26 protein-coding genes and 1 tRNA gene are annotated in these 22,828 nt (G+C 65.3%); 16 read left to right on the forward strand and 11 right to left on the reverse strand.

The window, feature by feature from the left end; all coding sequences use genetic code 11:
• The first annotated feature begins 9 nt into the window (after positions 1–9).
• From WN72_RS04300 to WN72_RS04360, 13 genes are all read left to right on the forward strand, one after another.
• A complete protein-coding gene (locus WN72_RS04300) occupies positions 10–948 on the forward strand; it encodes an SDR family oxidoreductase (RefSeq protein WP_092217972.1) in 939 nt (312 codons plus the stop codon).
• Between the two features lie 26 nt (positions 949–974).
• On the forward strand, positions 975–1,634 hold the full coding sequence (locus WN72_RS04305) for an NAD-dependent epimerase/dehydratase family protein (RefSeq protein WP_167381020.1): 660 nt from the start codon (positions 975–977) through the stop codon (positions 1,632–1,634).
• Between the two features lie 80 nt (positions 1,635–1,714).
• Positions 1,715–2,164, forward strand: a complete 450-nt coding sequence (locus WN72_RS04310; protein ID WP_027561451.1) for a DUF2948 family protein — start codon at positions 1,715–1,717, stop codon at positions 2,162–2,164.
• Between the two features lie 145 nt (positions 2,165–2,309).
• Positions 2,310–3,605: a histidinol dehydrogenase gene (gene hisD, locus WN72_RS04315; RefSeq protein WP_092217974.1), complete on the forward strand. Its 1,296-nt coding sequence runs from the start codon at positions 2,310–2,312 to the stop codon at positions 3,603–3,605.
• Positions 3,602–4,099 carry a UPF0262 family protein gene (locus WN72_RS04320; RefSeq protein WP_027561449.1) on the forward strand — a complete coding sequence of 166 codons (498 nt, stop codon included), beginning with the start codon at positions 3,602–3,604 and terminating at the stop codon, positions 4,097–4,099. The genes hisD and WN72_RS04320 overlap by 4 nt, the downstream gene beginning before the upstream one ends.
• Positions 4,100–4,171: 72 nt before the next feature.
• Positions 4,172–4,639 carry an arsenate-mycothiol transferase ArsC gene (locus WN72_RS04325; protein ID WP_092217975.1) on the forward strand — a complete coding sequence of 156 codons (468 nt, stop codon included), beginning with the start codon at positions 4,172–4,174 and terminating at the stop codon, positions 4,637–4,639.
• Positions 4,640–4,793: 154 nt separating this feature from the next.
• Positions 4,794–5,423, forward strand: coding sequence for a Maf-like protein (locus tag WN72_RS04330; protein ID WP_027561447.1), 630 nt, complete (start codon positions 4,794–4,796; stop codon positions 5,421–5,423).
• A gap of 146 nt (positions 5,424–5,569) precedes the next feature.
• Positions 5,570–5,752 carry a DNA gyrase inhibitor YacG gene (gene yacG, locus WN72_RS04335; protein ID WP_027561446.1) on the forward strand — a complete coding sequence of 61 codons (183 nt, stop codon included), beginning with the start codon at positions 5,570–5,572 and terminating at the stop codon, positions 5,750–5,752.
• A 185-nt stretch (positions 5,753–5,937) separates the two neighbouring features.
• Positions 5,938–6,013, forward strand: a tRNA-Phe gene (locus tag WN72_RS04340).
• 251 nt (positions 6,014–6,264) lie between these two features.
• A complete protein-coding gene (locus WN72_RS04345; RefSeq protein WP_027561445.1) occupies positions 6,265–7,485 on the forward strand; it encodes an ABC transporter substrate-binding protein in 1,221 nt (406 codons plus the stop codon).
• A 305-nt stretch (positions 7,486–7,790) separates the two neighbouring features.
• On the forward strand, positions 7,791–8,039 hold the full coding sequence (locus WN72_RS04350) for a hypothetical protein (protein ID WP_027561443.1): 249 nt from the start codon (positions 7,791–7,793) through the stop codon (positions 8,037–8,039).
• 109 nt (positions 8,040–8,148) lie between these two features.
• Positions 8,149–9,468, forward strand: coding sequence for an aminotransferase class V-fold PLP-dependent enzyme (locus tag WN72_RS04355; protein WP_027561442.1), 1,320 nt, complete (start codon positions 8,149–8,151; stop codon positions 9,466–9,468).
• A gap of 235 nt (positions 9,469–9,703) precedes the next feature.
• The gene (locus WN72_RS04360) at positions 9,704–10,207 is read left to right on the forward strand and encodes a hypothetical protein (RefSeq protein WP_092217977.1); all 504 of its coding nucleotides are present in this window, start codon (positions 9,704–9,706) and stop codon (positions 10,205–10,207) included.
• Between the two features lie 155 nt (positions 10,208–10,362).
• Here WN72_RS04360 and WN72_RS04365 read toward each other — a convergent pair whose 3' ends face one another.
• The gene (locus WN72_RS04365; RefSeq protein WP_027561440.1) at positions 10,363–10,755 is read right to left on the reverse strand and encodes a RidA family protein; all 393 of its coding nucleotides are present in this window, start codon (positions 10,753–10,755) and stop codon (positions 10,363–10,365) included.
• Positions 10,756–11,050: 295 nt separating this feature from the next.
• Between WN72_RS04365 and WN72_RS04370 the strand changes: the two genes are divergently transcribed.
• Genes WN72_RS04370 through WN72_RS04380 form a run of 3 tightly spaced genes read left to right on the forward strand, consistent with a single transcriptional unit; the run spans position 11,051 to position 13,739 of the window.
• Entirely contained in the window at positions 11,051–11,710 is a 660-nt protein-coding gene (locus WN72_RS04370) for an FABP family protein (protein WP_092217978.1), read from the forward strand.
• A 22-nt stretch (positions 11,711–11,732) separates the two neighbouring features.
• Complete coding sequence (locus tag WN72_RS04375) at positions 11,733–12,458, forward strand: RibD family protein (RefSeq protein WP_092217979.1); 726 nt, start codon at positions 11,733–11,735, stop codon at positions 12,456–12,458.
• Positions 12,459–12,467: 9 nt separating this feature from the next.
• Entirely contained in the window at positions 12,468–13,739 is a 1,272-nt protein-coding gene (locus WN72_RS04380) for a flavin monoamine oxidase family protein (RefSeq protein WP_092217980.1), read from the forward strand.
• A gap of 78 nt (positions 13,740–13,817) precedes the next feature.
• On the opposite strand, the gene WN72_RS04385 is transcribed toward WN72_RS04380, so the two are convergent.
• The 10 genes from WN72_RS04385 to WN72_RS04430 form a co-directional block, all read right to left on the reverse strand.
• Positions 13,818–14,138, reverse strand: coding sequence for a hypothetical protein (locus WN72_RS04385; protein ID WP_027561436.1), 321 nt, complete (start codon positions 14,136–14,138; stop codon positions 13,818–13,820).
• 164 nt (positions 14,139–14,302) lie between these two features.
• Positions 14,303–14,872: a cysteine hydrolase family protein gene (locus tag WN72_RS04390; RefSeq protein ID WP_092217982.1), complete on the reverse strand. Its 570-nt coding sequence runs from the start codon at positions 14,870–14,872 to the stop codon at positions 14,303–14,305.
• 106 nt (positions 14,873–14,978) lie between these two features.
• Positions 14,979–15,326 (reverse strand): DUF3088 domain-containing protein, encoded by a 348-nt coding sequence (locus WN72_RS04395; RefSeq protein ID WP_092218024.1) that lies wholly within the window; start codon positions 15,324–15,326, stop codon positions 14,979–14,981.
• Between the two features lie 23 nt (positions 15,327–15,349).
• A complete protein-coding gene (locus WN72_RS04400; protein WP_092217983.1) occupies positions 15,350–17,200 on the reverse strand; it encodes a sensor histidine kinase in 1,851 nt (616 codons plus the stop codon).
• A gap of 140 nt (positions 17,201–17,340) precedes the next feature.
• The gene (locus WN72_RS04405; RefSeq protein ID WP_092217984.1) at positions 17,341–17,925 is read right to left on the reverse strand and encodes a hypothetical protein; all 585 of its coding nucleotides are present in this window, start codon (positions 17,923–17,925) and stop codon (positions 17,341–17,343) included.
• Positions 17,926–18,125: 200 nt separating this feature from the next.
• Positions 18,126–18,869, reverse strand: a complete 744-nt coding sequence (locus tag WN72_RS04410) for a CoA transferase (RefSeq protein WP_092217985.1) — start codon at positions 18,867–18,869, stop codon at positions 18,126–18,128.
• Positions 18,869–19,687 (reverse strand): CoA transferase subunit A, encoded by an 819-nt coding sequence (locus WN72_RS04415; RefSeq protein ID WP_092217986.1) that lies wholly within the window; start codon positions 19,685–19,687, stop codon positions 18,869–18,871. Before WN72_RS04415 ends, WN72_RS04410 begins: the two co-directional genes overlap by 1 nt.
• 33 nt (positions 19,688–19,720) lie before the next feature.
• Positions 19,721–21,034: a tetratricopeptide repeat protein gene (locus WN72_RS04420; protein WP_027561429.1), complete on the reverse strand. Its 1,314-nt coding sequence runs from the start codon at positions 21,032–21,034 to the stop codon at positions 19,721–19,723.
• Between the two features lie 16 nt (positions 21,035–21,050).
• Positions 21,051–22,073, reverse strand: a complete 1,023-nt coding sequence (locus tag WN72_RS04425) for an aldo/keto reductase (protein ID WP_167381021.1) — start codon at positions 22,071–22,073, stop codon at positions 21,051–21,053.
• 301 nt (positions 22,074–22,374) lie between these two features.
• Positions 22,375–22,800 carry a PaaI family thioesterase gene (locus WN72_RS04430; protein WP_027561427.1) on the reverse strand — a complete coding sequence of 142 codons (426 nt, stop codon included), beginning with the start codon at positions 22,798–22,800 and terminating at the stop codon, positions 22,375–22,377.
• Positions 22,801–22,828: the final 28 nt, after the last annotated feature.

A 22,828-nucleotide genomic window follows, 5' to 3' on the forward strand; every position in this document is an offset into this window, starting at 1 on the left:
AGACATGGCATGACCGACTGGACGACGGCAGACATCCCCTCTCTCAGCGGCAAGACCGCCGTCGTGACCGGGGCCACGGGCGGCCTCGGCTACGAGACGGCGATGGCGCTGGCGGGCGCCGGCGCCATTGTCATACTCACCGGGCGCAGCGACGCAAAGGGCCTGCGCGCGATCGAGGGCATTTGCGAGCGTTTTCCCAATGCGTTGATTGCCTACGAGCATCTCGACCTCGCCAGCCTTGCCTCCGTCGCCGATTTCGCCAGGCGCTTTGCCGCCGGTAACGAGCAGCTCGATCTCCTCGTCAACAATGCCGGCGTGATGGCGCTGCCGAAGCGGCAGCAGACCGAGGATGGTTTCGAGATGCAGCTCGGCACCAATTATCTCGGCCATTACGCGCTGACGGCACGCCTCCTGCTGCAGCTTCGCCGCGCCAAGGCCGCGCGCGTCGTCAATCTCTCCAGCCTTGCGCACCGCTCCGGCGCGATCAATTTCGACGACCTTCAGAGCAAGCGCTCCTATCGTCCGTGGCGGGCCTACTGCCAGTCCAAGCTGGCGATGCTGATGTTTTCGCTGGAATTGCAGCGCCGCAGCCTTGCCGCCGGCTGGGGCATCACGAGCCTTGCCGCGCATCCCGGCTACGCGCGGACCGATCTCATTTCGAACGGGCCGGGCGCCAACACGTTCCAGTGGCGGGTCGGCCGGTTGCTCCAGCCGCTGATGAGCCAGTCCGCGGCCGAAGGCGCGCTGCCCACATTGTTCGCCGCGACCTCGCCCGGAGCAGAACCGGGCGGCTATTACGGTCCGAACGGATTCTATGAATTGAAGGGCCCGCCGGCGCCCGCGAAGATCATGCCGCAGGCGAAGGACTTTGCCGCGGCGGCCATGCTGTGGGATGTCTCGGCACCGCTGACCGGTATATCCTTCGACGACATCGCGGTCGCCGCATGAGCCGTGACATCGGTGGGGACGTCGCGATGCGAGTGATCATCTTCGGTGCGACCGGCATGGTCGGGCAGGGCGTCTTGCGCGAGTGCCTGATCGACCCCGGCATCGAGCGCGTGCTCGTGATCGGCCGCAGCCCGACCGGCGTGCACGACGCCAAGCTTGCCGAGATCATCCACGATGACTTCCTGAATTATTCGGCGATCGAAGCCCAGCTCACAGGCTTCGACGCCTGCTTTTTCTGTCTCGGCGTCTCCTCGATCGGCATGAGCGAGGAGCGGTACCGCCATCTCACCTACGACCTCACGCTCGCCGCGGCGACGACGCTGGCGCGGCTCAATCCGCAGATGACCTTCACCTATGTCACCGGCGCCGGCACCGATTCCACCGAGCAGGGCTCGCGGATGTGGGCGCGGGTCAAAGGCAAGACCGAAAACGATCTGCTCAAGCTGCCGTTCAAGGGCGCCTACATGTTCCGGCCCGGGGCGATCCAGCCGCTGCACGGTGCCCGTTCCAAGACCGCCTGGGTGCAGGCCGTGTATACCGCAACCTGGCCGCTCTGGTCGGTGCTGCGCCGGATCTCGCCTTCGCTCGTCACCTCGACCGAGCAGATGGGCCGCGCCATGATCCATGTTGCCCGGGACGGGTATCCGCGGAAGGTGCTGGAGATGGAGGATATCAATAGCGTCTAGCCGGCCAGCCCGTTAGTTGTGGGGAAATTTCGGCGCCTGCGCGCGTTGACTCTGTCCGTCCTGAAGGAGAAGCGCCCGCGATGTCTCCCCAGCTCAAGATGATCGCGCTCGATGCCGACGATCTCGCCGTGATCTCGACCCATGTCCAGGATGCCCGCGTGCAGGCCTCCGACATCATTTGGCGGCAGAGCGAGAAGCGGCTGGTGGTCGGCATGCACCGGCTGGACTGGGAGCAGACGCTGGCGGGCGAGGCCGAGCCGCGCCGGCTGGTCGCCGCGCTCCGCTTCGACCGCGTGCTCGCCTGCAAGTCGCGCAACATCGATCTCGACGCGCCGGACAAGGTTTTGGACCTTGTCGGCATCGAGTTTCACCCCCAGGACGGCCGCGCCGAGGAGCCGGGCGGTAGCGCCCTGCTCTTGTTCGCCCAGGGCGGCGCCATCCGCCTCGATGTCGAATGCCTGGAATGCGAGTTGACTGATCTTGGGGCGGACGAACTGGGAACGGGACTGGAGATCGACGGGGAGGGGTGAGGTCGCCTGTATACCAGCCGGCCCGGCTCAGGCCGTCGCCAGAGCAGCACCCGCCAAGGGTTGACGCCGCTTTCCCGCCGCGCCATTGAGCAGGGGGCCGGGTGAGCCAATCCGCCCCAAAGACCAGCCGGAAGCCAAGCCAAAAATGCCCGTTCGTCTCGACCGCAGCAGCGCCGATTTTGACCAGCGATTCGCGGCCTTCCTCGCCGCCAAGCGCGAGGTCTCCGCTGACGTCGAGGCCGCCGCGCGCGCGATCGTCGACGACGTCGCCAAGCGTGGCGACGCGGCCCTGCTCGAAGCCACCGCCAAGTTCGACCGCTTGACGCTGGATGCATCCGGCCTGCGCGTCACCGCCGCCGAGATCGGGACGGCCGTGAAGGCCTGCGATGCCGCGACGTTGGATGCGCTCAAGCTGGCGCGCGATCGCATCGAGACCTATCACAGCCGTCAGCTGCCGAAGGACGAGCGCTTCACCGACCCGCTCGGCGTCGAGCTCGGCTGGCGCTACACCGCAATCGAATCCGCCGGCCTCTACGTGCCCGGTGGCACCGCGGCCTATCCGTCCTCGGTGCTGATGAACGCAGTGCCGGCAAAGGTCGCCGGCGTCTCACGCCTGGTGATGGTGGTGCCCTCGCCCGACGGCAAGCTCAATCCGCTGGTGCTGGCGGCAGCGCATCTCGGCGGTGTCTCTGAGATCTACCGCGTCGGCGGCGCGCAGGCCGTGGCGGCGCTCGCGCACGGCACCGCGACGATTGCGCCGGTCGCCAAGATCGTCGGCCCCGGCAATGCCTATGTCGCTGCCGCAAAGCGGCTGGTGTTCGGCAAGGTCGGCATCGACATGATAGCCGGCCCTTCCGAAGTGCTGGTCATCGCCGACGACACCGGCAATGCCGACTGGATCGCCGCGGATCTCCTCGCGCAGGCCGAGCACGATGCCAGCGCGCAATCGATCCTGATCACGGACTCGGCGCGTCTGGCCGCCGATGTCGAGAAGGCCGTTGAAGCGCAGTTGAAGACGCTGCCGCGCACCGCGATCGCCAGCGCCTCCTGGGCCGATTTCGGCGCCATCATCATGGTGAAGACTCTCGCTGACGCCATCCCGCTCGCCGACGCCATCGCGGCCGAGCATCTCGAGATCATGACCACCGATCCGGACGCGCTCGCCGCAAGGATCCGCAATGCCGGCGCCGTGTTCCTCGGCGCGCATACGCCCGAGGCGATCGGCGACTACGTCGGCGGCTCCAACCACGTGCTGCCGACAGCGCGCTCGGCACGGTTTTCCTCAGGCCTCTCGGTGCACGATTTCATGAAGCGCACCTCGATCCTGAAATGCGGTCCGGACCAGTTGCGTGCGCTGGGACCTGCCGCGATGACGCTCGGACAAGCGGAGGGCCTCGATGCTCATTCGCGCTCGATTGGATTGCGCCTCAATCTGTCATGACAAAGCCGCCCGAACAGGACGACTCGCAGAACCGCATCGTCGGCGTCACGCTCGACGAGGACTCGATCGGCCGTTCCGGGCCCGACATCGAGCATGAGCGCGCGATCGCGATCTACGACCTGATCGAGCAGAATCTGTTCGCGCCCGATGGCGCGGACGGGCAGGGCCCGTTCACGCTGCATATCGGCATCACCGGCAATCGCCTGATGTTCGACATCCGCCGCGAGGACGGCACGCCTGTTGTCGCGCATCTGCTGTCGCTGACGCCGTTCCGGCGGATCGTGAAGGACTATTTCATGATCTGCGACAGCTATTACCAGGCGATCCGCACCGCGACGCCGGACAAGATCGAGGCCATCGACATGGGCCGCCGCGGCATCCATGACGAGGGATCGCGCACGCTGCAGGAGCGGCTGAAGGGCAAGGTGCGGGTCGATTTCGAGACCTCGCGCCGGCTGTTCACGCTCATCACCGTCCTTCATTGGAAGGGGTGAACGCGCATGATCCCGAAAAGTGGGAACCGGTTTTCGGATCGGATCATGCGCAAAACAAAAAGAGCGTAAGCGATGGCTGCGCCCTCACGCGCACGCGATCCGCAATCGGTGCTGTTCGCCTGTGCGATGAACAGTGTGCGCTCGCCGATGGCCGAGAGCCTGTTGCGGCACATGTTTCCGCAGGGCCTCTACGTGAAGTCGGCCGGCGCCAGAAAGGGCGACCTCGATCCGTTCGCGATATCCGTGATGGCCGAGCTCGGCCAGGATATCTCCACGCACAAGCCGCAGACCTTCGAGGAGCTGGAGGATTGGGAGGGGCTCAATTTCGACCTCATCATCACGCTCTCGCCCGAGGCGCACCACAAGGCGCTGGAACTGACCCGCACGCTCGCCGCCGACGTCGAATACTGGCCGACGCACGACCCCACCACCATCGAGGGCAGCCGCGACCAGAAGCTTGCCGCCTACCGCGACGTCTGCGACCAGCTCCTGATGCGCATCCGCCGGCGGTTTGCCAAGGTCGGCGCGGCGAGCGGGTAGCGTCGAGGGCCCGTAACACCCGCGTCACAGAGCGCAGGCACACGCTTATCGGAAGCCTCGAATCACCTAAGCTCGGGTTCCCGGTTGTGAAATCAGCCCCCTTCCGATAGGTTCCGCGCGCAATTCACCCCCGCTTCATCCCCCAAATCACCTGATGCTCGGCCGCCCCAAATTCGTACTTGCCTCCGGTTCGCCGCGGCGCCTGTCGCTGCTCAACCAGGCCGGCATCGAGCCGGATGCGCTCCGGCCGGCCGACGTCGACGAGACGCCGAGGCGGGGCGAGCTGCCGCGCGCCTGCGCCAACCGCCTTGCCCGGGCCAAGGCCGACGCGGCGCTGAAGTCAGTGCAGCTCGACGACGAGCTGCGCGGTGCCTTCATCCTCTCCGCCGACACGGTGGTGGCGGTCGGCCGCCGCATCCTGCCCAAGGCCAATCTGGTGGACGAAGCCGCGCAGTGCCTGCGGCTGCTGTCGGGCCGCAACCACCGCGTCTACACCGCGATCTGCCTGGTGACGCCGCGCGAGGCGTTCCGCCAGCGCCTGGTCGAGACCCGCGTCCGCTTCAAGCGCCTCTCCGAGGACGATATCCAGGCCTATATCGGCTCCGGCGAATGGCGCGGCAAAGCCGGCGGCTATGCCGTGCAGGGCATCGCCGGCTCGTTCGTCGTGAAGATGGTCGGGTCCTACAGCAACGTCGTCGGCCTGCCGCTCTACGAGACCACGACCCTGCTAGGCGGCGAGGGGTTCCCGATCCGCTTCGGCTGGCTCAACGCCACCGCCGTTTGACCCGCGCCGATAAAAATCTCGAAAACAACCCCATGCACAGTAGAATGGCCCGGCCGGGCCCGACTGGGGCACATGCGCCGCTGCTCCCGAAACCTGTTTGCGGACCGGCGCTTAAAATCCTTCACCCCGTGTAAGCTGCGCCCGTCATGGACGACCTGGTCAAAAAGCCCACCGGCCCGCTCAAAACCTGCCCGATCTGCGGCAAGCCCACCGAGCATGCCACCCGCCCGTTCTGCTCCTCGCGCTGCCGCGACGTCGATTTGAACCGCTGGCTGAAGGGCTCCTACGTCATCCCCGGCCGCGACGACGAGGTCGATGACGTCGAATAGATAAGCAATATCAACGCCTTGGTCGGATGTCCGCCGCGCCGCGCGCCAGCCGCGGCTAGCCCGCCCCAGCTTGTGCACAGCCGGGCCGCGCCCGGCGAAGCCTCTTGGCGAAGCCGGGTGGACAGGCCGCTCTCAGCCCACTATAAACCGCCCGCTCGATGGGCCTTGGGTCCTTCGCTCAGCACGCCCAGGTAGCTCAGTTGGTAGAGCATGCGACTGAAAATCGCAGTGTCGGTGGTTCGATTCCGCCCCTGGGCACCATAGCTCGTCAACGCCACCCCGCCCCAACGCTGCTGGCTGTTGCCGATTGTAGGCTTGCCGAACATCAGGAAAATTTCCTAGCGCACTGCGGGCAGGGCTCGTTGGACGGCGCTTGCCTGCTCTGATCCCATCCGGCTGAACAGCTTTCTCGCCACCGGCGCGATGAGTGCGCTCTCCAGTCAGCGAAGAAGCATGCATGTCGTGAACGGCGCCCGGATCCGCGAGCTCCGCTCCAGCGATGGGTTGCAGCGATGAGCAAGAGCTTGCGCACGAATGCTGCCAGAGCGGCAATCCTTGTGGCCGGACTTTTCATCACGCCGCCTTTGCTCGCGGGTGATCGTCAATATGGTCCAGGCGCTAGTGATACCGAGATCAAGATCGGCCAGACGATGCCCTATAGCGGTCCGCTTTCGGCATCCTCCGTGATCGGCAAGGTGCAGGCAGCCTATTTCCGCATGATCAATGATCATGGCGGCGTCAATGGACGCAAGATCACGTTGATTTCCTACGACGATGCGGCGACGCCGTCCAAGACCGTCGAGCAGGTCCGCAAGCTCATAGAGAGCGACGAAGTGTTGTTCACATTCGAGACGCTCGGCAATGCCTCGAACATCGCGGTCCAGAAATATCTCAATGACCGCAAGATCCCTCAGCTTTTCGTGGCCGGGCGGTCGACGCGTTTCGAGGATCCGGTCAACTTCCCTTGGACGATGGGATTTGCGCCCAATCTGCGCACAGAGGTTCGCGTTTACGCGCGCTTCATCCTGGATAACTATCCGAATGCCAGAATCGGCCTGCTTTACCAGAATGATGAGAGTGGCAGGGATTATCTGACCGGCTTGAAGGAAGCACTCGGCGCAAGGGCAGCCGAACTCATCGTCAGTGACGCTTCATACGATGTGGCGGACCCGACCGTTGACTCGCAGGTCGTGCGCCTCAAGGCGGCCGGTGTCGACGTTCTCGTCAACATGGCTGCCTCGAAGTTCGCCGCCCAGGTCATCAGAAAGATGGCCGAGCTGGATTGGAAGCCCGTTCACCTCCTTGGCGTCGGCTCGTCCTCGATCGACGCAGTTCTGATTCCCGCAGGCATCCAGAACGCAAAGGGCATCATCTCGGCGAGCTCATTCAAGGAGGCCACGGACCCAACCTGGCGTGATGACGAAGGCATGAAGCGATGGAGCGCCTTCATGGACGGCTACTATCCGGGAGGCGACCGGAAAAGCATCTTCACGGTCTATGGCTATAGCGCCGCCGAGCTGCTGGTCGAGGTCTTGAAGCAATGCGGCGACAATCTCTCGCGCGAGAATGTCATGGCGCAAGCGACGAACCTGAAAGGCGTGAAACTTGATCTGCTGCTCCCGGGGCTCTCCGTCAACACCGGCGTGGCCGACTATCGTGTGGTCAAGGAGTTCCGAATGATGCGCTTCACTGGCGACCGATGGGAGGCGTTTGGGCCGATTGTCGCCGATTGATCCCGCTCACGGCACCATATTAAGGATAAACAGCAGCTCGTTAAGGATAGACAACAGCTCGCTGTGTCGGTGGTTGTGTGTGATTCCCTCCCTGGGCACCATCGCTCGTTCGCTGAACCTCACAGACCTCCCCGGAACCTGAAAGGCGGCTCCGCCATCCGCCCGCGCAAAGGTGCGCCAGCGCCCGCTGACACGCAGCCAATTCCGCAACCCGATGGCGTCCGACCATTCCTGGCACTCCGCTTGCTCAGTCAGGGCCAAAGCTCGGTCCCGGCATGGAGACCGTTTCAGGTTGAGGCAAAGCGATGCAGGAAGTGTCCCGTTCTGGTGCTGCCGATGAACTTCGGCTCGATGGGTTGATCGCCGATCTGTGGTGGCGCGTTCGGCTGCTCAACACCGACATTCTCGAGGAAGAGGCGAAAGCCGGGGTGTTCGACGCGCAGCAGCCGACCTATCCGCTGCTCGCGGCGACCCTTCGCGCGCGACGTGACAATCTGGTCGCGACGATCGGCGTGCTCGAGCAGCGTGCGAAATCGATGTCGGAAGCCGCCTGAGCGGTCTTCGGTCGAAGGGCAGCGCCCGGCATCGTCAGACTGTCGTCGCCCTGTCATTGGCGTTCCATGGATTGCTGCTCCCTTCGCCGCGCATCGCGGAGGGCGGGACATGCATCTGATCAACACAATTTCTTCCAACCGCCGGTCGATCCTGAAGGGCCTCGCGGCCGCAGCCGTTGCGCCGCTGGCGGCGCCGGTCATGGCGGCCGAGGGCCTGCCGGTGCAGCCGGCGGGACCTGTGGCCGCGATCGCCACCGACAAGGCCTATTGGACGGCCGTGAAGGGGCTCTATGCGGTGACGCCCGACGTCGTCAATCTGGAGAACGGCTATTGGGGCATCATGGCCGAGCCTGTCAGGCGCGAGTTCATCGGCCTGTCCGAGATGATCAACTATCAGAACACCTATTACGCGCGGCAGCGGGCGGGTGCTGATTTCGAGGCCGTGCGGGCCAGGGTGGCGGAGGCGGTCGGAGCTGCGCCGGAGGAAATCGCGCTTACCCGCGGCGCGACCGAAGCGCTGCAGCTTCTGATCAGCGGCTACAACAGACTGAGGCCTGGCGACAGCGTGCTTTATGCCGACCTCGACTATGATTCGATGCAGTATGCGATGAACGCGCTGAAGGCGCGCCGCGGTGTCGACGTGGTCAAGTTCGAGGTGCCGGAGCCGGCCACCCGTCAGGCCGTGCTCGACGCCTATGCCCGCGCCCTCGAGGCAAATCCGAAGACGAGGCTCCTCCTCCTCACCCATGTCAGCCATCGCACCGGTCTCATCATGCCGGTCACGGAGATCGCTCGCATGGCCAGGGCGAAGGGCGTCGACGTCATCGTCGACGCCGCGCATTCCTGGGGCCAGCTGGACTTCAGGGTGGGCGAGCTCGAGGTCGATTTTGCCGGCTTCAACCTGCATAAATGGATCGGCGCGCCGCTCGGCGTGGGTTTCCTCTACATCAAGAAGGGGCGCTTCGCCGACATCGATCGCGACCTCGGTGACGAGGATTTCCCGGAAACCGACATCCGCTCGCGGGTGCACACCGGCACGGTCAATTTCGCGACGGTGCTGACGGTGCCCGCGGCCGTCGAGCTCCATCAGCAGATCGGCGCGGCAGCGAAACAGGCCCGCCTGCGCTATTTGCGCGACTACTGGGTCAGTCGTAGCAGGGGCTTCAAGGGCCTCGAGATCCTGACGCCGGATGAGGCTGGCCTCTATGGGGCGATCACGTCCTTCCGCCTCGCCGGCAGGACCAGCAAGGCCGACAACGACGCCACCGTGGCGACGCTCAGGGACACCTACCAGGTCCTGACGGTTCGCCGCGCGGGCGTCGCCAAGGGCCAATGCATCCGCGTGACGCCGGCGCTCTACACCGAGGAGGCCGATCTCGACCGGCTCGTCGAGGCGCTTGCTGCGATCACCGGTTCGAAAGCGGGCTGAATCCGCGCGAAGCGGAATGCACACGCCAGCAATCGGTATTGCACATCGCAAATCCGCTTATTGGTGCGCTGTCACCGCAATCGCCTGATTAAAACTGTGGCACGTGCATCGTTGATTCCGCGCAGCCCGATCCGTAGCTAGTTGCAAGATTCAGCGATGCAACTGCATTTCGCGTGTGATAACTTTCCATCTGGGGGATGGAATTGACTGTCCCCACATTTGGAAGGACAGGTCCATGAGAATCTCGTCCCGCTTCCTTGCGCGTCCCGCTGTCGCCATCTCGTCCATTGCACTGCTGTGCGCCTTCGGCGGCCCGGCAATGTCGCAACCGACCCCCGCAGACACTCAGCTTCCCGGCGTCATGGTCGAAGCGCCGAAGCAGGTGGCGAGGCCGCACAGGCCGACGCATCACGTGGCCATCCGCAGCACCAGGCCTGTCGCCACGCCCCGAGCCGTCGTAGCAACCCCCGCCGCACCGATGTCGGACGCCGCGAAGCTTGCCAAGCTCGAGCGCGAAACGGGCAGCTGCGCCGGCGGCTGCCAATCGAGCTTCAAGACAGGCGACAAGCCCTGGGTCGGCTGCAACGCCTCGGGCGGCGTGTACTCGGCCACATGCCGAAATGTCGGCAACTACAAGAGCTACGACGAATGCAAGGAGGCCGGACGGGTCACCGGCTGGCGCACCGGTGAGACTTCAGCATATTGCAGCAGCGTCGCGTTGGCAGCGGGCTGGCGCTGAGGGAGCTGGCATCAACTCAGAGCGCGCCCGCATGAGTCGCTCATGCGGGCCTAAAGCGCGATGAGATTAGGATGAATCGTCATCGCGCTTTAGGTTGTTGTTTGAGCATGATCTTTTCGGAAAACCGCTGCGCACTTTTCCGGATCATGCTTTAGCTAAACTCCGGCGACACAATCGACTTCGACGTCAAATGGACCATGCCAGCCGGAAACAAAGATGAAGCTCCGGGCCGGCGGGTCAGCTGGAAAATAGCGCGCGTATACGGCATTTATCGTTTGGAAGTGCGCCGGGTCGTTGCAATAGACGTGGCACTTAATGACCTTTTCGAGCGATGTGCCGGCTGCCTCCAGGCACAATTTCATCTGGTCAAGAACGATTTCCGTCTGCCGCTCTACCGATACGCGCTTGATCTCGCCCGTTGCGGGGTCATAAGGCGGCTGTTGGGATACATAGACCAGGTTTTCATGCCGGACGACCGGAGAGACCGGAACGCCCCGCGCCTCGATATAGGTCGACAAAGGCTCCACGCGGAAAGTCTGCCTGTTCACGATGACTTCTCCTGCCAGTTGCCGCGATCTCAAGGTCACACTGTTTCTCATGGATACTGCCAGCGTGGTGTCAGCAGTGCTCGTTTCGTGGCTTGGCTTCCCCTCCGAACGGACCACGCTCGGCTGCCCGTTGTCAGGTGGTTCGCAGTGATCCACCAGGCGACGGATCAGGCGGGACGCCCGGCGATCACCTGCGCATAGCGCCGATGTCCATTCGCGATTGTGAGGCTTGAGTACGAGCCAGGTTCCCGCCTCCGTGCTATTGCTTGCTCCGCGCAACGACGCGAGGCCCCCCATGCTCCCCATTCCCGCCGACATCTTCACTGAGCCCGACGACGTTTCGCCTGACGCCCTTGCCAATCTCGGCCCGCTGCGCCGTCTGGCCGGCACCTGGCAGGCGGACAAGGGCATCGACATCAATCCGAAGGCGGAAGGGCCGGAGCGGCGGACCTTCATCGAGCACATCCGGATGGACCCGATCGATCCGCAGGCCAATGGCCCGCAGCTGTTCTATGGCTTGCGCTATCACATCCACATCAACACGCCCGAGGAAGACATCACCTTCCACGACCAGGTCGGCTACTGGCTGTGGGAGCCCGCGACCGGGCTGATCCTGCAGACGCTGGCGATCCCGCGCGGGCAGGTCTTGCTTGCCTCCGGCAAGGCCGGGCCTGATGACAGAAAGATCTCCGTCACCGCGAAGCGCGGCGACACCGCCTACGGGATCTGCTCGACCGATTTCCTGGAACAGGCCTTCCGCACCGATTCCTACCGCTGCGACATCACCTTCAACGAGGACGAAAGCTGGACCTATCTGATCCAGACCGAGTTGTTCGTGCGCGGCGCGCCGTTCAATCATCACGACAGCAACACGCTCAAGCTGGTCGCGCCGCCCAAGCTCAATCCGCTCGCCGTGATCGTGAACGATCGCGCCAAGGGCGGCGGGGCGGTCTGACAAGCGGGTACGGAGAATTTGCATGAAGCCCTACGTCATCTGTCTGATGCACTCGAGCCTCGATGGCCGCACGCATCCGAGCCGCTGGCGTCCGAAGGGCGCGGGCACGGACTGGTTCGAGACGGTTCACGAGGAGCTCGGCGGCGATGCCTGGGTGATCGGCCGCGTCACCGGCTCGGAGTTTGCCAAGGGCAAACCCTATCCCGCGGCGTCCAGCGAGACCTTTCCACGCAAGAGCTGGTTCGCCTGGGGCGATGGCAAAGGCCCGGATGTGAAGAGCTATGGCGTCGTGCTCGATGCCCAGGGCAAGATCGGTTGGGGCCGTTCGGATATCGGCGGCGATCCGATCGTCGTCGTGCTGACCGAGGGCGTGCCGGATTCACATCTGGCCGGGCTTCGCGGCGAGGGCGTGTCCTACATCTTCGCCGGCGCGTCCGAGATCGACCTGACGCTGGCGCTGGACATCCTCAACCGCGACCTTGGGGTAAAGCGTCTGCTGGTGGAGGGCGGCGGTGTCGCCAATGGTGCGTTCCTGCGTGCCGGTCTGATCGACGAATTCAACCTGATCCTCAGCCCCGCGATCGATGGCGCGAAGGGCGCCCCGTTCGTGTTCGATTCGACTGAGGCGGATGGCGACAAGCGCGCGCCGATCACGGCGATGACGCTGGAGAGCACGCGGGAGCTCGGCGGCGGTGTGCTGCTGCTGCGCTACCTGATCAAGAACGATCCGCAAGCCGCAGCGACGTGAAGCGCCGGCATGTCGAACAAGTCGGAGCACATCATCATCGTCGGCGCCGGCGCGGCCGGGTTGATGGCGGCGCGCGCGCTCGCACGTGCGGGCCGGGCGGTGACGATCCTGGAGGCGCGCGAGCGCTGCGGCGGGCGCATCCATCCGTTGCCGGCGTCGGAATTCGGCTATCCTGCCGACGGCGGCGCCGAATTCATCCATGGCGAGGCGCCGGTCACGCGCGCTCTGCTGCGCGAGGCCGGACTGTCGTTGCAGGGGATCGCGGGCACGCAGTGGAGTTTTGACGGCACAAAATTGTCGCGCGAGGATCGCCGCGATCCGCATGAGGCGGAGCTTCACACCGTGCTCAGCCAGCTGAAGGACGATCTCACCGTCGCCGAATTCCTGCGCCGTCATTTTGCCGGGGAGCAATATGCGCGGCTGCGCCATTCGATCGAGCGGATGGTCGAAGGCTACGATGCCGCCGATCCCGAGCGCGCCTCCATCCTGGCGCTACGCGAGGAATGGATGGACGGCGGCCACCATGCGCAGGCGCGCATCAAGGGCGGCTATGGCGCGCTGATCGATTTTCTGGCGGCCGAGTGCCGCCGGCATGGCGCGGCGATCCGCTTCGGTTCCGTGGTATCGGCCATCGAGGAGGAGGGCGGCGTATTGGCCGTTCGCTGCACCAGCGGCGAGGTGCATGGCTGCGATCGCGTGATCATCACCGTGCCGCTGCCGCTGCTCCGCGACATCGCGCTGCCGGCGAGCGCGCGCGCGAAGGCTGCGGCTGCCGACGACATCGGTTTCGGCAGCGTCATCAAGATCGTGCTGCGTTTCGCGCGGCCGTGGTGGCGCGAGCGCAAGCAGGATCTCGCGGACATGACTTTCCTGCTCTCTGGCGAAACGATCCCGGTGTGGTGGACGCGATATCCGGATCAGCATCCCGTGCTCACAGGCTGGTTCGGCGGCCCGCGCACGGCGGAGCTGCAAGGTCTCGATCCGCAGGGACTGATCAATGCTGGCATCGATTCGCTTGCCGCCATTTTCGGCCTGTCGCGCGAGGAGATTGCGCGCGACCTCGTCGCAGCCGCGGCGATCAATTGGGCGCACGATCCCTTCGCCCGTGGCGCCTATTCCTGGGCGACGCCGCGTACGCGTGCGGCGCAGGCGATGCTCGCGCGCGCCGATGGTCCCGTGCTGTTCTCCGGCGAAGCGCTCTATCGCGGCCGCGACATGGGCACGGTCGAGGCGGCGCTGACGAGCGGGCTGGAGACGGCGGGGATGATCCTGCGGGCATAGTTATTTCGTCAAGCCCCCGCTATGACGATCAGACCATCATTGAGAAAGAGAGGCCCGCATCGCTGCGGGCCTTTTACGTTACCAGCGGCTGCCGCCGAAGCTGAACGTCACGCCGGGACCGCCACCGCCGTAATATCCGTAGGGTCCGCCACCGTAATAGCCGTGGTGCCGCGGATAGTAGCCGTAGCTCCTGTAGTGCGGGCGATAGTAGCCATGGTGGTGATGGCGCCAGTGATGATGGCGGTAGCCATGATGATGGTGCCGGTGCTGTGCGCTGATGTCGGTCGATTGGCTTCCTCGCGCGCTTTGCTTCGCGCTTGTGTTGTTGGCCGCGTGCGCCGCAGATCCGCCGGCAACCGCCGCAGCCCCGACCGCCAGCGCGACAAAGAGATACTTCATGTCATCACTCCAGTTGAATGTCGTGTGACAACAGATGGAGGTCGGCTGCGTTCCGTCCAGTGCGGGCGTCGAAACGACGCAGCGCGCGCAGTCTCATTCTGCGCGAGTCGTCGAGTCTCGTGAGATGTATTGTCGCATCGGCGATGTCGATCACGCCGCCGCCATCACTCCGCCGCGAATGACGCGACCACGTCACCGGTGGTGACGATGCGCGCGAATTCGCCGTTCAGATTCGATAGCGTCATCGCATGGATCGCCTCGGCGGAATGCGCGTCGCCGTCAGGTCCGATGCGGTCGAAGGTCCAGGTCGCGTCGCGAACGAGACGCGCATCGAAGCCGAGATTGCCGGCCATCCGCGTCGTGGTCTCGACGCAATGATTGGTGGTGGCGCCGCAGATCACGAGCGTGGTGATGTGACGAGCGCGCAGGCGCTGCTCGAGATCGGTGCCGATGAAGGCGCTGTTGACGCGCTTGACGATGACGGGCTCGCCCGGCAGCTCGCGCGCCTCGTCCTTGACGGCGTAGCCGGTACGCGACGGCAGGAATGTCGAGTTCGGCTTGGTCCCCTCATGGCGGATGTGGAAGATCGGTGCGCCATTGGCCCTGAACGCCTTCAGCAGGTCGGCGATACGCTTAACTGCGTCCGGATTGTTGCGCCGCTTGCCCGCGGCTTCCCATTCGTCGAAGGCGCACTGGACGTCGACGACGATGAGGGCGGGGAGGGGATGGGGCATGGAGCGGATCTTTCGAACTGCGCGCTGAACGGAATATGCGAGACGAGGAGGAATCCGCGCAATGCCGATCTTCCCTCATTTCGGGACGCCATCCGGGCTACAAGACTTATGGATGCGGATCGGGGAATCCATGGCGCTCGGATAGCGCCGCGAGGATCGCGTCCTTGTCGGCGACGAAGGCGCGGCCCTGATGGCTGCCGGTCTGGTGCCGCGATGTCGCTCCCTCCGCCAGCACGAGCAGCGGCAACGACTGGTTCTCCTCGCCGACCAGCGCGATCACCGCCTGCCGCGGCCGCGGCCAGGCGATGCGCGCGACGTCGAGCTGTTCGGCGAGCGCCGGAAACGAGGCCAGCACGCCCTCGATCAGCGCGCAGTGCCAGCAATAGAAGCGCTGGTTCGGAAACGCCGGGTCCTCGAAACCGGGGCGCAGCAGGAACAGACGGTCGCGCGTCATGGGTCGCTCCATAAGAGGGCTGCCTACGCTGCCAGCGGCAGGCTGATGTGAAAGACGGCGCCGCCCGTCGGCGCGTTCTCGGCCCAGATCCGGCCGCCATGGGCTTCGACGATGGTGCGCGCGATCGACAGGCCGATGCCCATGCCTTGCGCCTTGGTCGTGAAGAACGGCTTGAAGATCTCGGTCAGCTTGTCCGCAAGGATGCCATCGCCCGCATCGGCAATGGAGACGACGGCCTGTTTGCCGTCGACGAGACTGGTTCGGCCGACGATGCGGCGCCGCTCGTCGGGAAGATGGGCGACTGCATCCATGGCGTTCACGACCAGATTCAGGATGGCTTGCTGCAGCTGGACCTTGTCGGCTTTCACGCGAATGTCGGCGGGCGCCGGCTCCGTCGCAAGCCCGACATCGTGGGTCAGGGCCTGCACCGACAGGAATCGAAACACCTCGCCGACCGTCGCGTTGAGGTCGAGCTCGCGCCGCTCAGTCGGATCCCTCTTCAGGAACATCCGGAGCCGGGCGATGACCTCGCTTGCGCGCTGGTCGTCGTGGCGGATGTTGTCCAGGATGTTTCCGACTTCGCCGAGGTCCGGCGTGGAATGCCGCAACACCTCCCTGGCGGCCTCGGCATTGATCATGATGGCGGCCAGCGGCTGGCTCAATTCGTGCGCGATCGAGGCGGACATCTCTCCCACCGTCGCGCGGCGATTCAGATGGGCAAGCTCAGACATGCGCTGGCGTGCCTCGATCTCCGCCAGGAATCGCAAGCGGCGTTGGTGCAGCAGGCCGGTGATCAGCAGTGCCTGCACCAGCACCACGCCGGCGACGACGGTCGAGTGCCAGTAATATTGCTGCCAGAAGCTCGCTTCCCGGAAACGCACCTCGCTGCCCGGCGGAAGGTTGGCTTCATCCACGTTCCAGTGTTGCAGCTGCCGCCAGTCGAAGATCGGCTTCACGTTGTTCCCTGTAACGGGCGGGATGCTCGACGGCGCTTCTCCGTTGAGAATCCGCATCGCCACTTCGCCGGTTTCCCGTCCGATGATTTCGGGCAGCAGCAGGAAGCCGCCGACTCCCGACCGGCCGAGGAACGTATCGGAGGTAATGACGATCGGGCGGTTCGCGGTCTCGGCGACGCGTGCGAGGGCCGAGGCCGGCGCATAATAGGTGCCTTCGCCGTCGGAATACATCGCCGAGGTCAGGATCGCGGAGCGGTCGGGCAGGGAGGCGACCCGCTCGCGCACCTCGCGGAGCACCAGGCCGGACAAATCGGTGACCTCGAGATCGGGCATCGCCGCCGCGAAGTCCTGCTTCCAGTATCCGTAGACCAGCGGATTCTTCCAGGCATCGCCGACGAGGACGACACGTGTCAGGTCGGGAACGATGGCGCGCGCCGCAGTCAGGAGATGTGCCGGCCTCACCCTGGCGAAGACGGCCGTCGAGTCGGGCAGGAACAGCGCGCGCGTCTCGGGCAGATCGGGCACGAAGCCGTACACGACGGGGGCGCCGGGCCAGATCTGCTGCTTCCGTTGCTGAAGGAATTTCGCCGATGCGACGCCGATCGAAACGATCGCGTCGATCGGCCGGCGCGCATATTTGGTCTTGAGGTGATCGACCAGGCTCTCCTCATAGTCCGGTCCCGGGAAGCGGGCGAGGTCGAGGCTCTCGCCGTAGATCACCGTGTGTGCCTTGCCGTTCTGCTTGGCGGCGGCGCGGATGCCGGAAAAGATCTCCGAGTAGAACGGCGAGCGAAAATCGGCTTCCTCCAGGACCACGACCGAACGCTGCCGCGGACCCTCAGTCGCGATGCATTGGTGCGACAGGCTGGCAAACAGGCAGAGGATCAGGACGCGCGCGAGCCCGGTGATCTGACGCATTGCTGGAGTCTCGGTCCCGCCTCCGGTTGCAATCCGGCCTCCTCCATGAGGACGCGCGCCGGAAGCATACCCGCAAGACCCGGAGTTTCAACGGAAGGATGCGGGTCGGCCCGCGACAAGCGGGGCGAGGCCGAAGATCGCTACTTGAACGGATCCTGGATCGACGGCGCCGATTGCCGGATGCGGCGCACGCTCACCGGCTTGCCGTCGGAGACGAACAGCAGCTCGTAGGTCCGGCCTTCGCTGTCGGTTGCCGAGCAGGTGACGTCGTTGACCTTCCTGGCGGCGAAATTGCCGGTCTGGCGGCAGACGCCTCTGGAGACCTGCTCGGCCGGCACCGGCAGGCCGTCGACCTTGGGCCGGTCCTTGGAGTTGAGCAGCATGCGGTCGACCGGCAGCTCATAGGAATTGTCGTCGGCGCGCTTGCCGTTCTCCCCCGAGAACGACACCACGTGATTCGCATCGGCGGGATCGTCGACCGCGACCGCGAAATTGACCCGGCCCTTGTCGCCATGGGCGTAGGCCACCGTCTTGCAGGCGAGGGTGCGGCCGGCGACCTTCAGCGTCTTGCAGTGGCCGGAGATCAGCGCCAGCAGATCGATATAGGCGTTCTGCTGGGGCTGCGGATTGTTGACCGGGATCGGCGCGGAAGACTCGGCGAAACAAGGACTTGCGCATGCCAGCGCGAGGAGCGTTGCGGCCAGAACCGGTTTGCGGAGGCGCATCGTCAGGCTCGTATGCCAAGGGGCCACGGAATCATCCCGTCCAACAACCATCGAAGCCGAAATTGGTTGCGATCCCGTTTGTGCCGTCAAACCCGACTGGAATACCACCGCACCACCCATCGGCGATTCGCCCCATCACCCAAACCCGTCCCGGCGGACACTTGCCGTCAGGCCGGTGTTTTTTTCGTGGCAAAGAAGGGTCATGCCGCCTGTCTCATGGCCCGCGCAAAGGCCGGATAAGTCTCGGCGAGCTCGTCGAAAATCCGTCCGCGCAGCAGCGAAAGCGTCGCCGCATCGGGCCGTGGCGTTTCGCGCACGACCTCCGGCTCGTCATAGTCGAAGCCGGTATTCTCCCTGATGTCAGCCGGCGTGAAGGGCGGGTGGACCGAGCACAGAGCGAAACGGCCCGCTTTGCGGTCGAAGTCGAACAGCGCCATGTTGGTCAGCAGCGCATGTGGGCCGCCGCGGCGAGGCACTTCCGGCGTGATCGCCCGGGCGCTGACGAAATCGACCTTGGGCACGAACACGCGCGGCGAATGCTCCTCGCGAAACAGGATCACGCGCGGAATGAGGTGATAGAGATAGGCCGAGCCGAACGAGCCGGGCCAGCGCACGCTGCTGGCCGGATAATCGCCGGTGCCGACCAGGTTGATGTTGCCCTCTCCGTCGATCTGGCCGCCGCCGAGGAAGAAGGCGTCGACCCTACCTTGCGCGGCGCAGTCGAACAGCTCGATGCCGCCATTGGTGAAGAAATTATGCGCCTGCGAGCCCAGGATCGAGATGCGCACCGGCGGCTTGCCACAGAGCTCGTTGCGGGCGCGCAGCAGCATGGCGCCGGTCGCGGGGATCGGCGACGAGGCGCCGACCGCGACGTGACGGATGCCGTCGAGCAGATCGGCGATGGCGGCGATCAGGATCTCGCGCCGTTCGCGCTCGGCCGACATCAGGCCACCTGCTTGCGATGCGACAGGAAAGTCGAGAGATAGGCGCGGAAGCCCTCCTCGCTGCGCGCCATCGCCGCGTAGCGCGCGATCTCGGCTTCGTCGGCGGGATATTCGTCCCACAGCGCGAGCGGCCAGGCGCCGCGCACGGCAACCGCAACGGTGTCGACGTAGAGCGACGGCAGCACGCCGGCGGCCGAATCCTCCGTCTCCAGCAAATTGCGGTCGACGATGCGCTCGACGGTGACCAGCGTGCGTTTGGCGGCATAGGCAAGCTCCGCGAGCTCGCGATGGCGGCCGATACGGACATTGCCGGCGCGGTCGGCCTCGGGCGCGTGAAACAGCGCGACATCGGGGGCGATCGCGGGTACCACGACCACCTTGCGCGCTTCGCCGACGGGACTGTCGATCACCTGCCAGTCGGGCCGCACGTTGAGGAGATCGCTGCCGATGATGCCGGCGATCGGCATGAACGGCACGCCCTTCTGCGCCGCGAGGAGGCCGGCGTAAATGGCGGGGCAGGTCGAATCCCGCAATGCGAAGGCGCCGCTCTTGACGCCGGCCGTGAAGCGCGGTGCGCCGCCGGCCTCGCCCAGCGACACCGCGCTGGTCTCGAGCGAGGCGATCGCGCCGGCGCCGATCAGGAGGTCGGCCTGCATGCCGGAGATCGGCACGCAGATCAGCCTGACATCGCTGATCCCCGTCTCGAGCAACGCCGCGGTCGCCGCCATCGCGACGCCGGAACTGTCGACCGGGATCGCCAGCGACTGTCCCGGCGCAATGCGCGCGACCAGCGCCTCCAGCGCGACGATCTCGGTCATGGCGTCCTCCGGTCTGTTTTTCTTAATCCTGCCTCAAGCCATCGCCGCCTGCCAGCGCGTATCGCGCAGGGACGGGCGGCGGTGCAGGCGGGCATCGAGCAGCGCGCGGGCGCGAGGCACTTCGCCGCTGCGCATGAGGGCGACGATGTAGGTGTCCTCGATCAGCTCGCGCTGGGCGTGGCTGCCGCCGATGCGCACGACCTCGCCGAGCGCGGGCGCCAGCGTCTGCACGCAGGCTCGGTAGTCCTCATCCGCGAAGGCCGCGAGCGCCCGGCAGATTGCCGGCACCACGGAGCCGGCCGGCAGCTTGCCCTCGGCGAGCCGCTGCTCGATCACGGCAAGGCGGGCAGTGAGCGCGTCGCGATTTTGCGTCGCGGCCGCGAACAGCGCCATGTGGACGTCGGCAAAGGACAGGCTCGATTTCGGAAACAGTTTTTGCGCGGCGGCGTCGGCCTCGACCCAGAGCGCCTGCGGCACGTCGTGGCCGTAGGCCGACAGGCGCCAGAGCAGCGAGGCGCTGTCGGTGACGACGTTCAGCGGTGGCGCCTGCGTGGCGGAAGGCTGCAGCACGTCGGCATAGATCGCGAGCGCGCGGGCGGCATCGCCATGCTCGAGCGCGCCGAGCGCCTGATGCCAGCGGATATGGCCGTGCAAAATTCCGGCGCGATCATAGGTTGGGATCCACTGGTCGACCAGACGATCGGCCTCCTCGATCGAGCCGTCCTCGAACATCGCATGCAGCACGGCATGCGCGGCGTGGGCGTTGGCGCGGCGCAGATCAAAACCACGTTCGGTGACACCACGGCCGCGCGCGACATCACCGTTCTCGGTCATGGCCCAGCCATACAGGGTGAGGAACCACCAGTCTTCGCCATAGTGATGCGCTACGCGCTCACACAGCTCAAACCGGGCGCGGTCGTGGTCGGCCATGCCGGAGAAGGCGAACAGGCCGAAGGCGCCGAGCGGCAGCGACAGCACGACGGCATCGCGCGGCCATGCCTCGACGTGCTTCAGCGTCGATGCGATCGCCTCGGGCAGCCGGCCCTCGATGGCGAGCGACAGCGTCTCGACATGCGAGCGCTCGCGATCGGTGCCGCGCCTGGCGACGAGCTCGCGCGCGAGCGCAGCCTTCTGCCGTGCGAGATCGCCCTGCTGGTAGAAGGCATGCACGCGGGCGCGGGCGATGTGGGCAAGCGCGAAATCCGGATCGGCCGCGATGGCGCGCTCCAGCGTCTCCGCCGTGCCGGTCCACCCCGCAAGCATGAGGTCGACGCCGTCGCGATAGTCCGATGCGGCCTCGGACGAAGTTGTGGAGAGCGGCAGTCCGTAGCGGTCTTCAAGCGCCATCGTCGCCTCCAAAAATTCAAGCCGTCCGCGCGCGGCGTCCTTCGATCGGATAGGCCGGGTCGTTGTAGCCCGGCGTCGAGGGATGACCGGGAACGACCAGACGGTCGATCAGCGCCTCATCATCGGCGGTGAAGCGGTAGTCGAGCGCGCTGATATAGCCGTCCCATTGCTCCTCGGTACGGGGGCCCGCGACGATCGAGGAGACGAACGCGGAGTTCAGCACCCAGGCGACCGCGAACTGGCCGGCGGTGATGCCCTCTTTTTCGGCGTGGCTCTTGATCTCCTGCGCGAGCTGGAGCGATTCCGGCCGCCATTCGGTCTGCATCATGCGGGTGTCGTTGCGGCCGGCGCGCGTCTCCTTGTCGGGAGCAGCATCCGGCTTGTACTTGCCGGTGAGCACGCCGCGCGCCAGCGGGCTGTAGGGTACGATGCCGAGGCCGTAATAGGCGCAGGCCGGAAAGTGCTCGACCTCGGGCATGCGGTTCATCGCGTTGTAATAAGGCTGGCTCACTGCGGGCCGGTCGATGCCGAGCCGGTCGCAGATGTTGCAGATCTCGGCGACGCGCCAGGCGCGATAGTTCGAGACGCCGAAATAGCGCACCTTGCCGGCGCGGATCAGGTCGCCCATCGCGCGCACGGTCTCCTCCAGCGGCGTCGCATGGTCTTCCTTATGCAGATAGTAGATGTCGATGTGATCGGTGCCGAGCCGCTTCAGGCTTTCGTCGGCCGCCTGCAACACCCAGCGCCGCGACAGGCCGACGCGATTGGGATCGTCGCCCATTCCAGTGTTCATGGGGTTCGCGAGCTTTGTGGCGAGCACCCAGGCGTGGCGGTTGCCGGCGATGGCGCGGCCGACGACTTCCTCGGATGCGCCCTTTGAATAGGCATCCGCCGTGTCGATGAAATTGATGCCGGCGCCGCGCGCCTTGTCGATGATCCGCTTCGAGGCGGCTTCATCGGTCGGCCCGCCGAACATCATGGTGCCCAAGCAGATCGGCGACACTTTCAGGCCGCTGCGGCCGAGCTGACGGTATTGCATGGGCGGGTCCTCAACGCTTCGTTGGGGCGCAGCATAGCCGCCCAGGTCCGTCATTGCGAGCGCAGCGAAGCAATCCAGAGCTGCGTCCGCGGAGAGATTTCTGGATTGCTTCGCTGCGCTCGCAATGACGGGGTGGGGCGCGGTCATGCCCCACACTCGGTGTCATCGCCCGCGAAGGCGGGCGATCCAGTACTCCGAGACAGTTGTGATCGATCGAGAGGCCGCGGCGTACTGGATTCCCCGCCTTCGCGGGGAATGACAGCGTGGGTCTGGCGACCTGCAGTGGCAGCCTGACCGCGACCTACCCCGGCCCCTTCAAGATCTTGAACACACCATTTGCCATCACGATGCAGCGATCATCCACCGTCACCTCGGTGCTCATGAAGATCAGGCTGCGGGTCGAGCGGACCACGCGGGGGCGGGAGATCAGGATGTCGCCGATCTGGCCGGCTTCGACGAAATGGGTGTCGAGTTGCACCGTCGCCATGTATTCCTTGCCGGAGACGTAGCGGGCTGTCATGCCGCAGGTGCGGTCGGCGAAGGTCATCATCACGCCGCCCTGGACCATGCCGCGACGATTGTGATGCTTGTCTTCTGTCGCGAGCGCGAATTCGTAATGGCCGTCGACCTTGCGCTCCCACAACGGGCCGATCAGGTGCAGGAAGCCCGTGGTTTCCATGATGGTCCAGCCGTCTGATTTCAGCCTTGCGGCGGCCTTGCTCGTCATCGCTCCGTCCATTCCTGCAATGCTGTCT

This window comes from Bradyrhizobium arachidis, from assembly GCF_015291705.1.
In the GTDB taxonomy this organism is placed as follows: domain Bacteria; phylum Pseudomonadota; class Alphaproteobacteria; order Rhizobiales; family Xanthobacteraceae; genus Bradyrhizobium; species Bradyrhizobium arachidis.

Bases quoted from the DNA above. Each gene is read 5' to 3' on its own strand.
- WN72_RS04360 (WP_092217977.1), top strand. From the start codon at position 9,704: ATGAGAATCTCGTCCCGCTTCCTTGCGCGTCCCGCTGTCGCCATCTCG.
- WN72_RS04320 (WP_027561449.1), top strand. From the start codon at position 3,602: ATGACAAAGCCGCCCGAACAGGACGACTCGCAGAACCGCATCGTCGGC.
- WN72_RS04425 (WP_167381021.1), bottom strand. From the start codon at position 22,073: ATGCAATACCGTCAGCTCGGCCGCAGCGGCCTGAAAGTGTCGCCGATC.
- WN72_RS04330 (WP_027561447.1), top strand. From the start codon at position 4,794: ATGCTCGGCCGCCCCAAATTCGTACTTGCCTCCGGTTCGCCGCGGCGC.
- WN72_RS04395 (WP_092218024.1), bottom strand. From the start codon at position 15,326: ATGACGCGCGACCGTCTGTTCCTGCTGCGCCCCGGTTTCGAGGACCCG.
- yacG (WP_027561446.1), top strand. From the start codon at position 5,570: ATGGACGACCTGGTCAAAAAGCCCACCGGCCCGCTCAAAACCTGCCCG.
- WN72_RS04305 (WP_167381020.1), top strand. From the start codon at position 975: ATGCGAGTGATCATCTTCGGTGCGACCGGCATGGTCGGGCAGGGCGTC.
- WN72_RS04430 (WP_027561427.1), bottom strand. From the start codon at position 22,800: ATGACGAGCAAGGCCGCCGCAAGGCTGAAATCAGACGGCTGGACCATC.
- WN72_RS04420 (WP_027561429.1), bottom strand. From the start codon at position 21,034: ATGGCGCTTGAAGACCGCTACGGACTGCCGCTCTCCACAACTTCGTCC.
- hisD (WP_092217974.1), top strand. From the start codon at position 2,310: ATGCCCGTTCGTCTCGACCGCAGCAGCGCCGATTTTGACCAGCGATTC.
- WN72_RS04410 (WP_092217985.1), bottom strand. From the start codon at position 18,869: ATGTCGGCCGAGCGCGAACGGCGCGAGATCCTGATCGCCGCCATCGCC.
- WN72_RS04385 (WP_027561436.1), bottom strand. From the start codon at position 14,138: ATGAAGTATCTCTTTGTCGCGCTGGCGGTCGGGGCTGCGGCGGTTGCC.
- WN72_RS04325 (WP_092217975.1), top strand. From the start codon at position 4,172: ATGGCTGCGCCCTCACGCGCACGCGATCCGCAATCGGTGCTGTTCGCC.
- WN72_RS04370 (WP_092217978.1), top strand. From the start codon at position 11,051: ATGCTCCCCATTCCCGCCGACATCTTCACTGAGCCCGACGACGTTTCG.
- WN72_RS04380 (WP_092217980.1), top strand. From the start codon at position 12,468: ATGTCGAACAAGTCGGAGCACATCATCATCGTCGGCGCCGGCGCGGCC.
- WN72_RS04345 (WP_027561445.1), top strand. From the start codon at position 6,265: ATGAGCAAGAGCTTGCGCACGAATGCTGCCAGAGCGGCAATCCTTGTG.
- WN72_RS04310 (WP_027561451.1), top strand. From the start codon at position 1,715: ATGTCTCCCCAGCTCAAGATGATCGCGCTCGATGCCGACGATCTCGCC.
- WN72_RS04355 (WP_027561442.1), top strand. From the start codon at position 8,149: ATGCATCTGATCAACACAATTTCTTCCAACCGCCGGTCGATCCTGAAG.
- WN72_RS04390 (WP_092217982.1), bottom strand. From the start codon at position 14,872: ATGCCCCATCCCCTCCCCGCCCTCATCGTCGTCGACGTCCAGTGCGCC.
- WN72_RS04405 (WP_092217984.1), bottom strand. From the start codon at position 17,925: ATGCGCCTCCGCAAACCGGTTCTGGCCGCAACGCTCCTCGCGCTGGCA.
- WN72_RS04400 (WP_092217983.1), bottom strand. From the start codon at position 17,200: ATGCGTCAGATCACCGGGCTCGCGCGCGTCCTGATCCTCTGCCTGTTT.
- WN72_RS04415 (WP_092217986.1), bottom strand. From the start codon at position 19,687: ATGACCGAGATCGTCGCGCTGGAGGCGCTGGTCGCGCGCATTGCGCCG.
- WN72_RS04375 (WP_092217979.1), top strand. From the start codon at position 11,733: ATGAAGCCCTACGTCATCTGTCTGATGCACTCGAGCCTCGATGGCCGC.
- WN72_RS04350 (WP_027561443.1), top strand. From the start codon at position 7,791: ATGCAGGAAGTGTCCCGTTCTGGTGCTGCCGATGAACTTCGGCTCGAT.
- WN72_RS04300 (WP_092217972.1), top strand. From the start codon at position 10: ATGACCGACTGGACGACGGCAGACATCCCCTCTCTCAGCGGCAAGACC.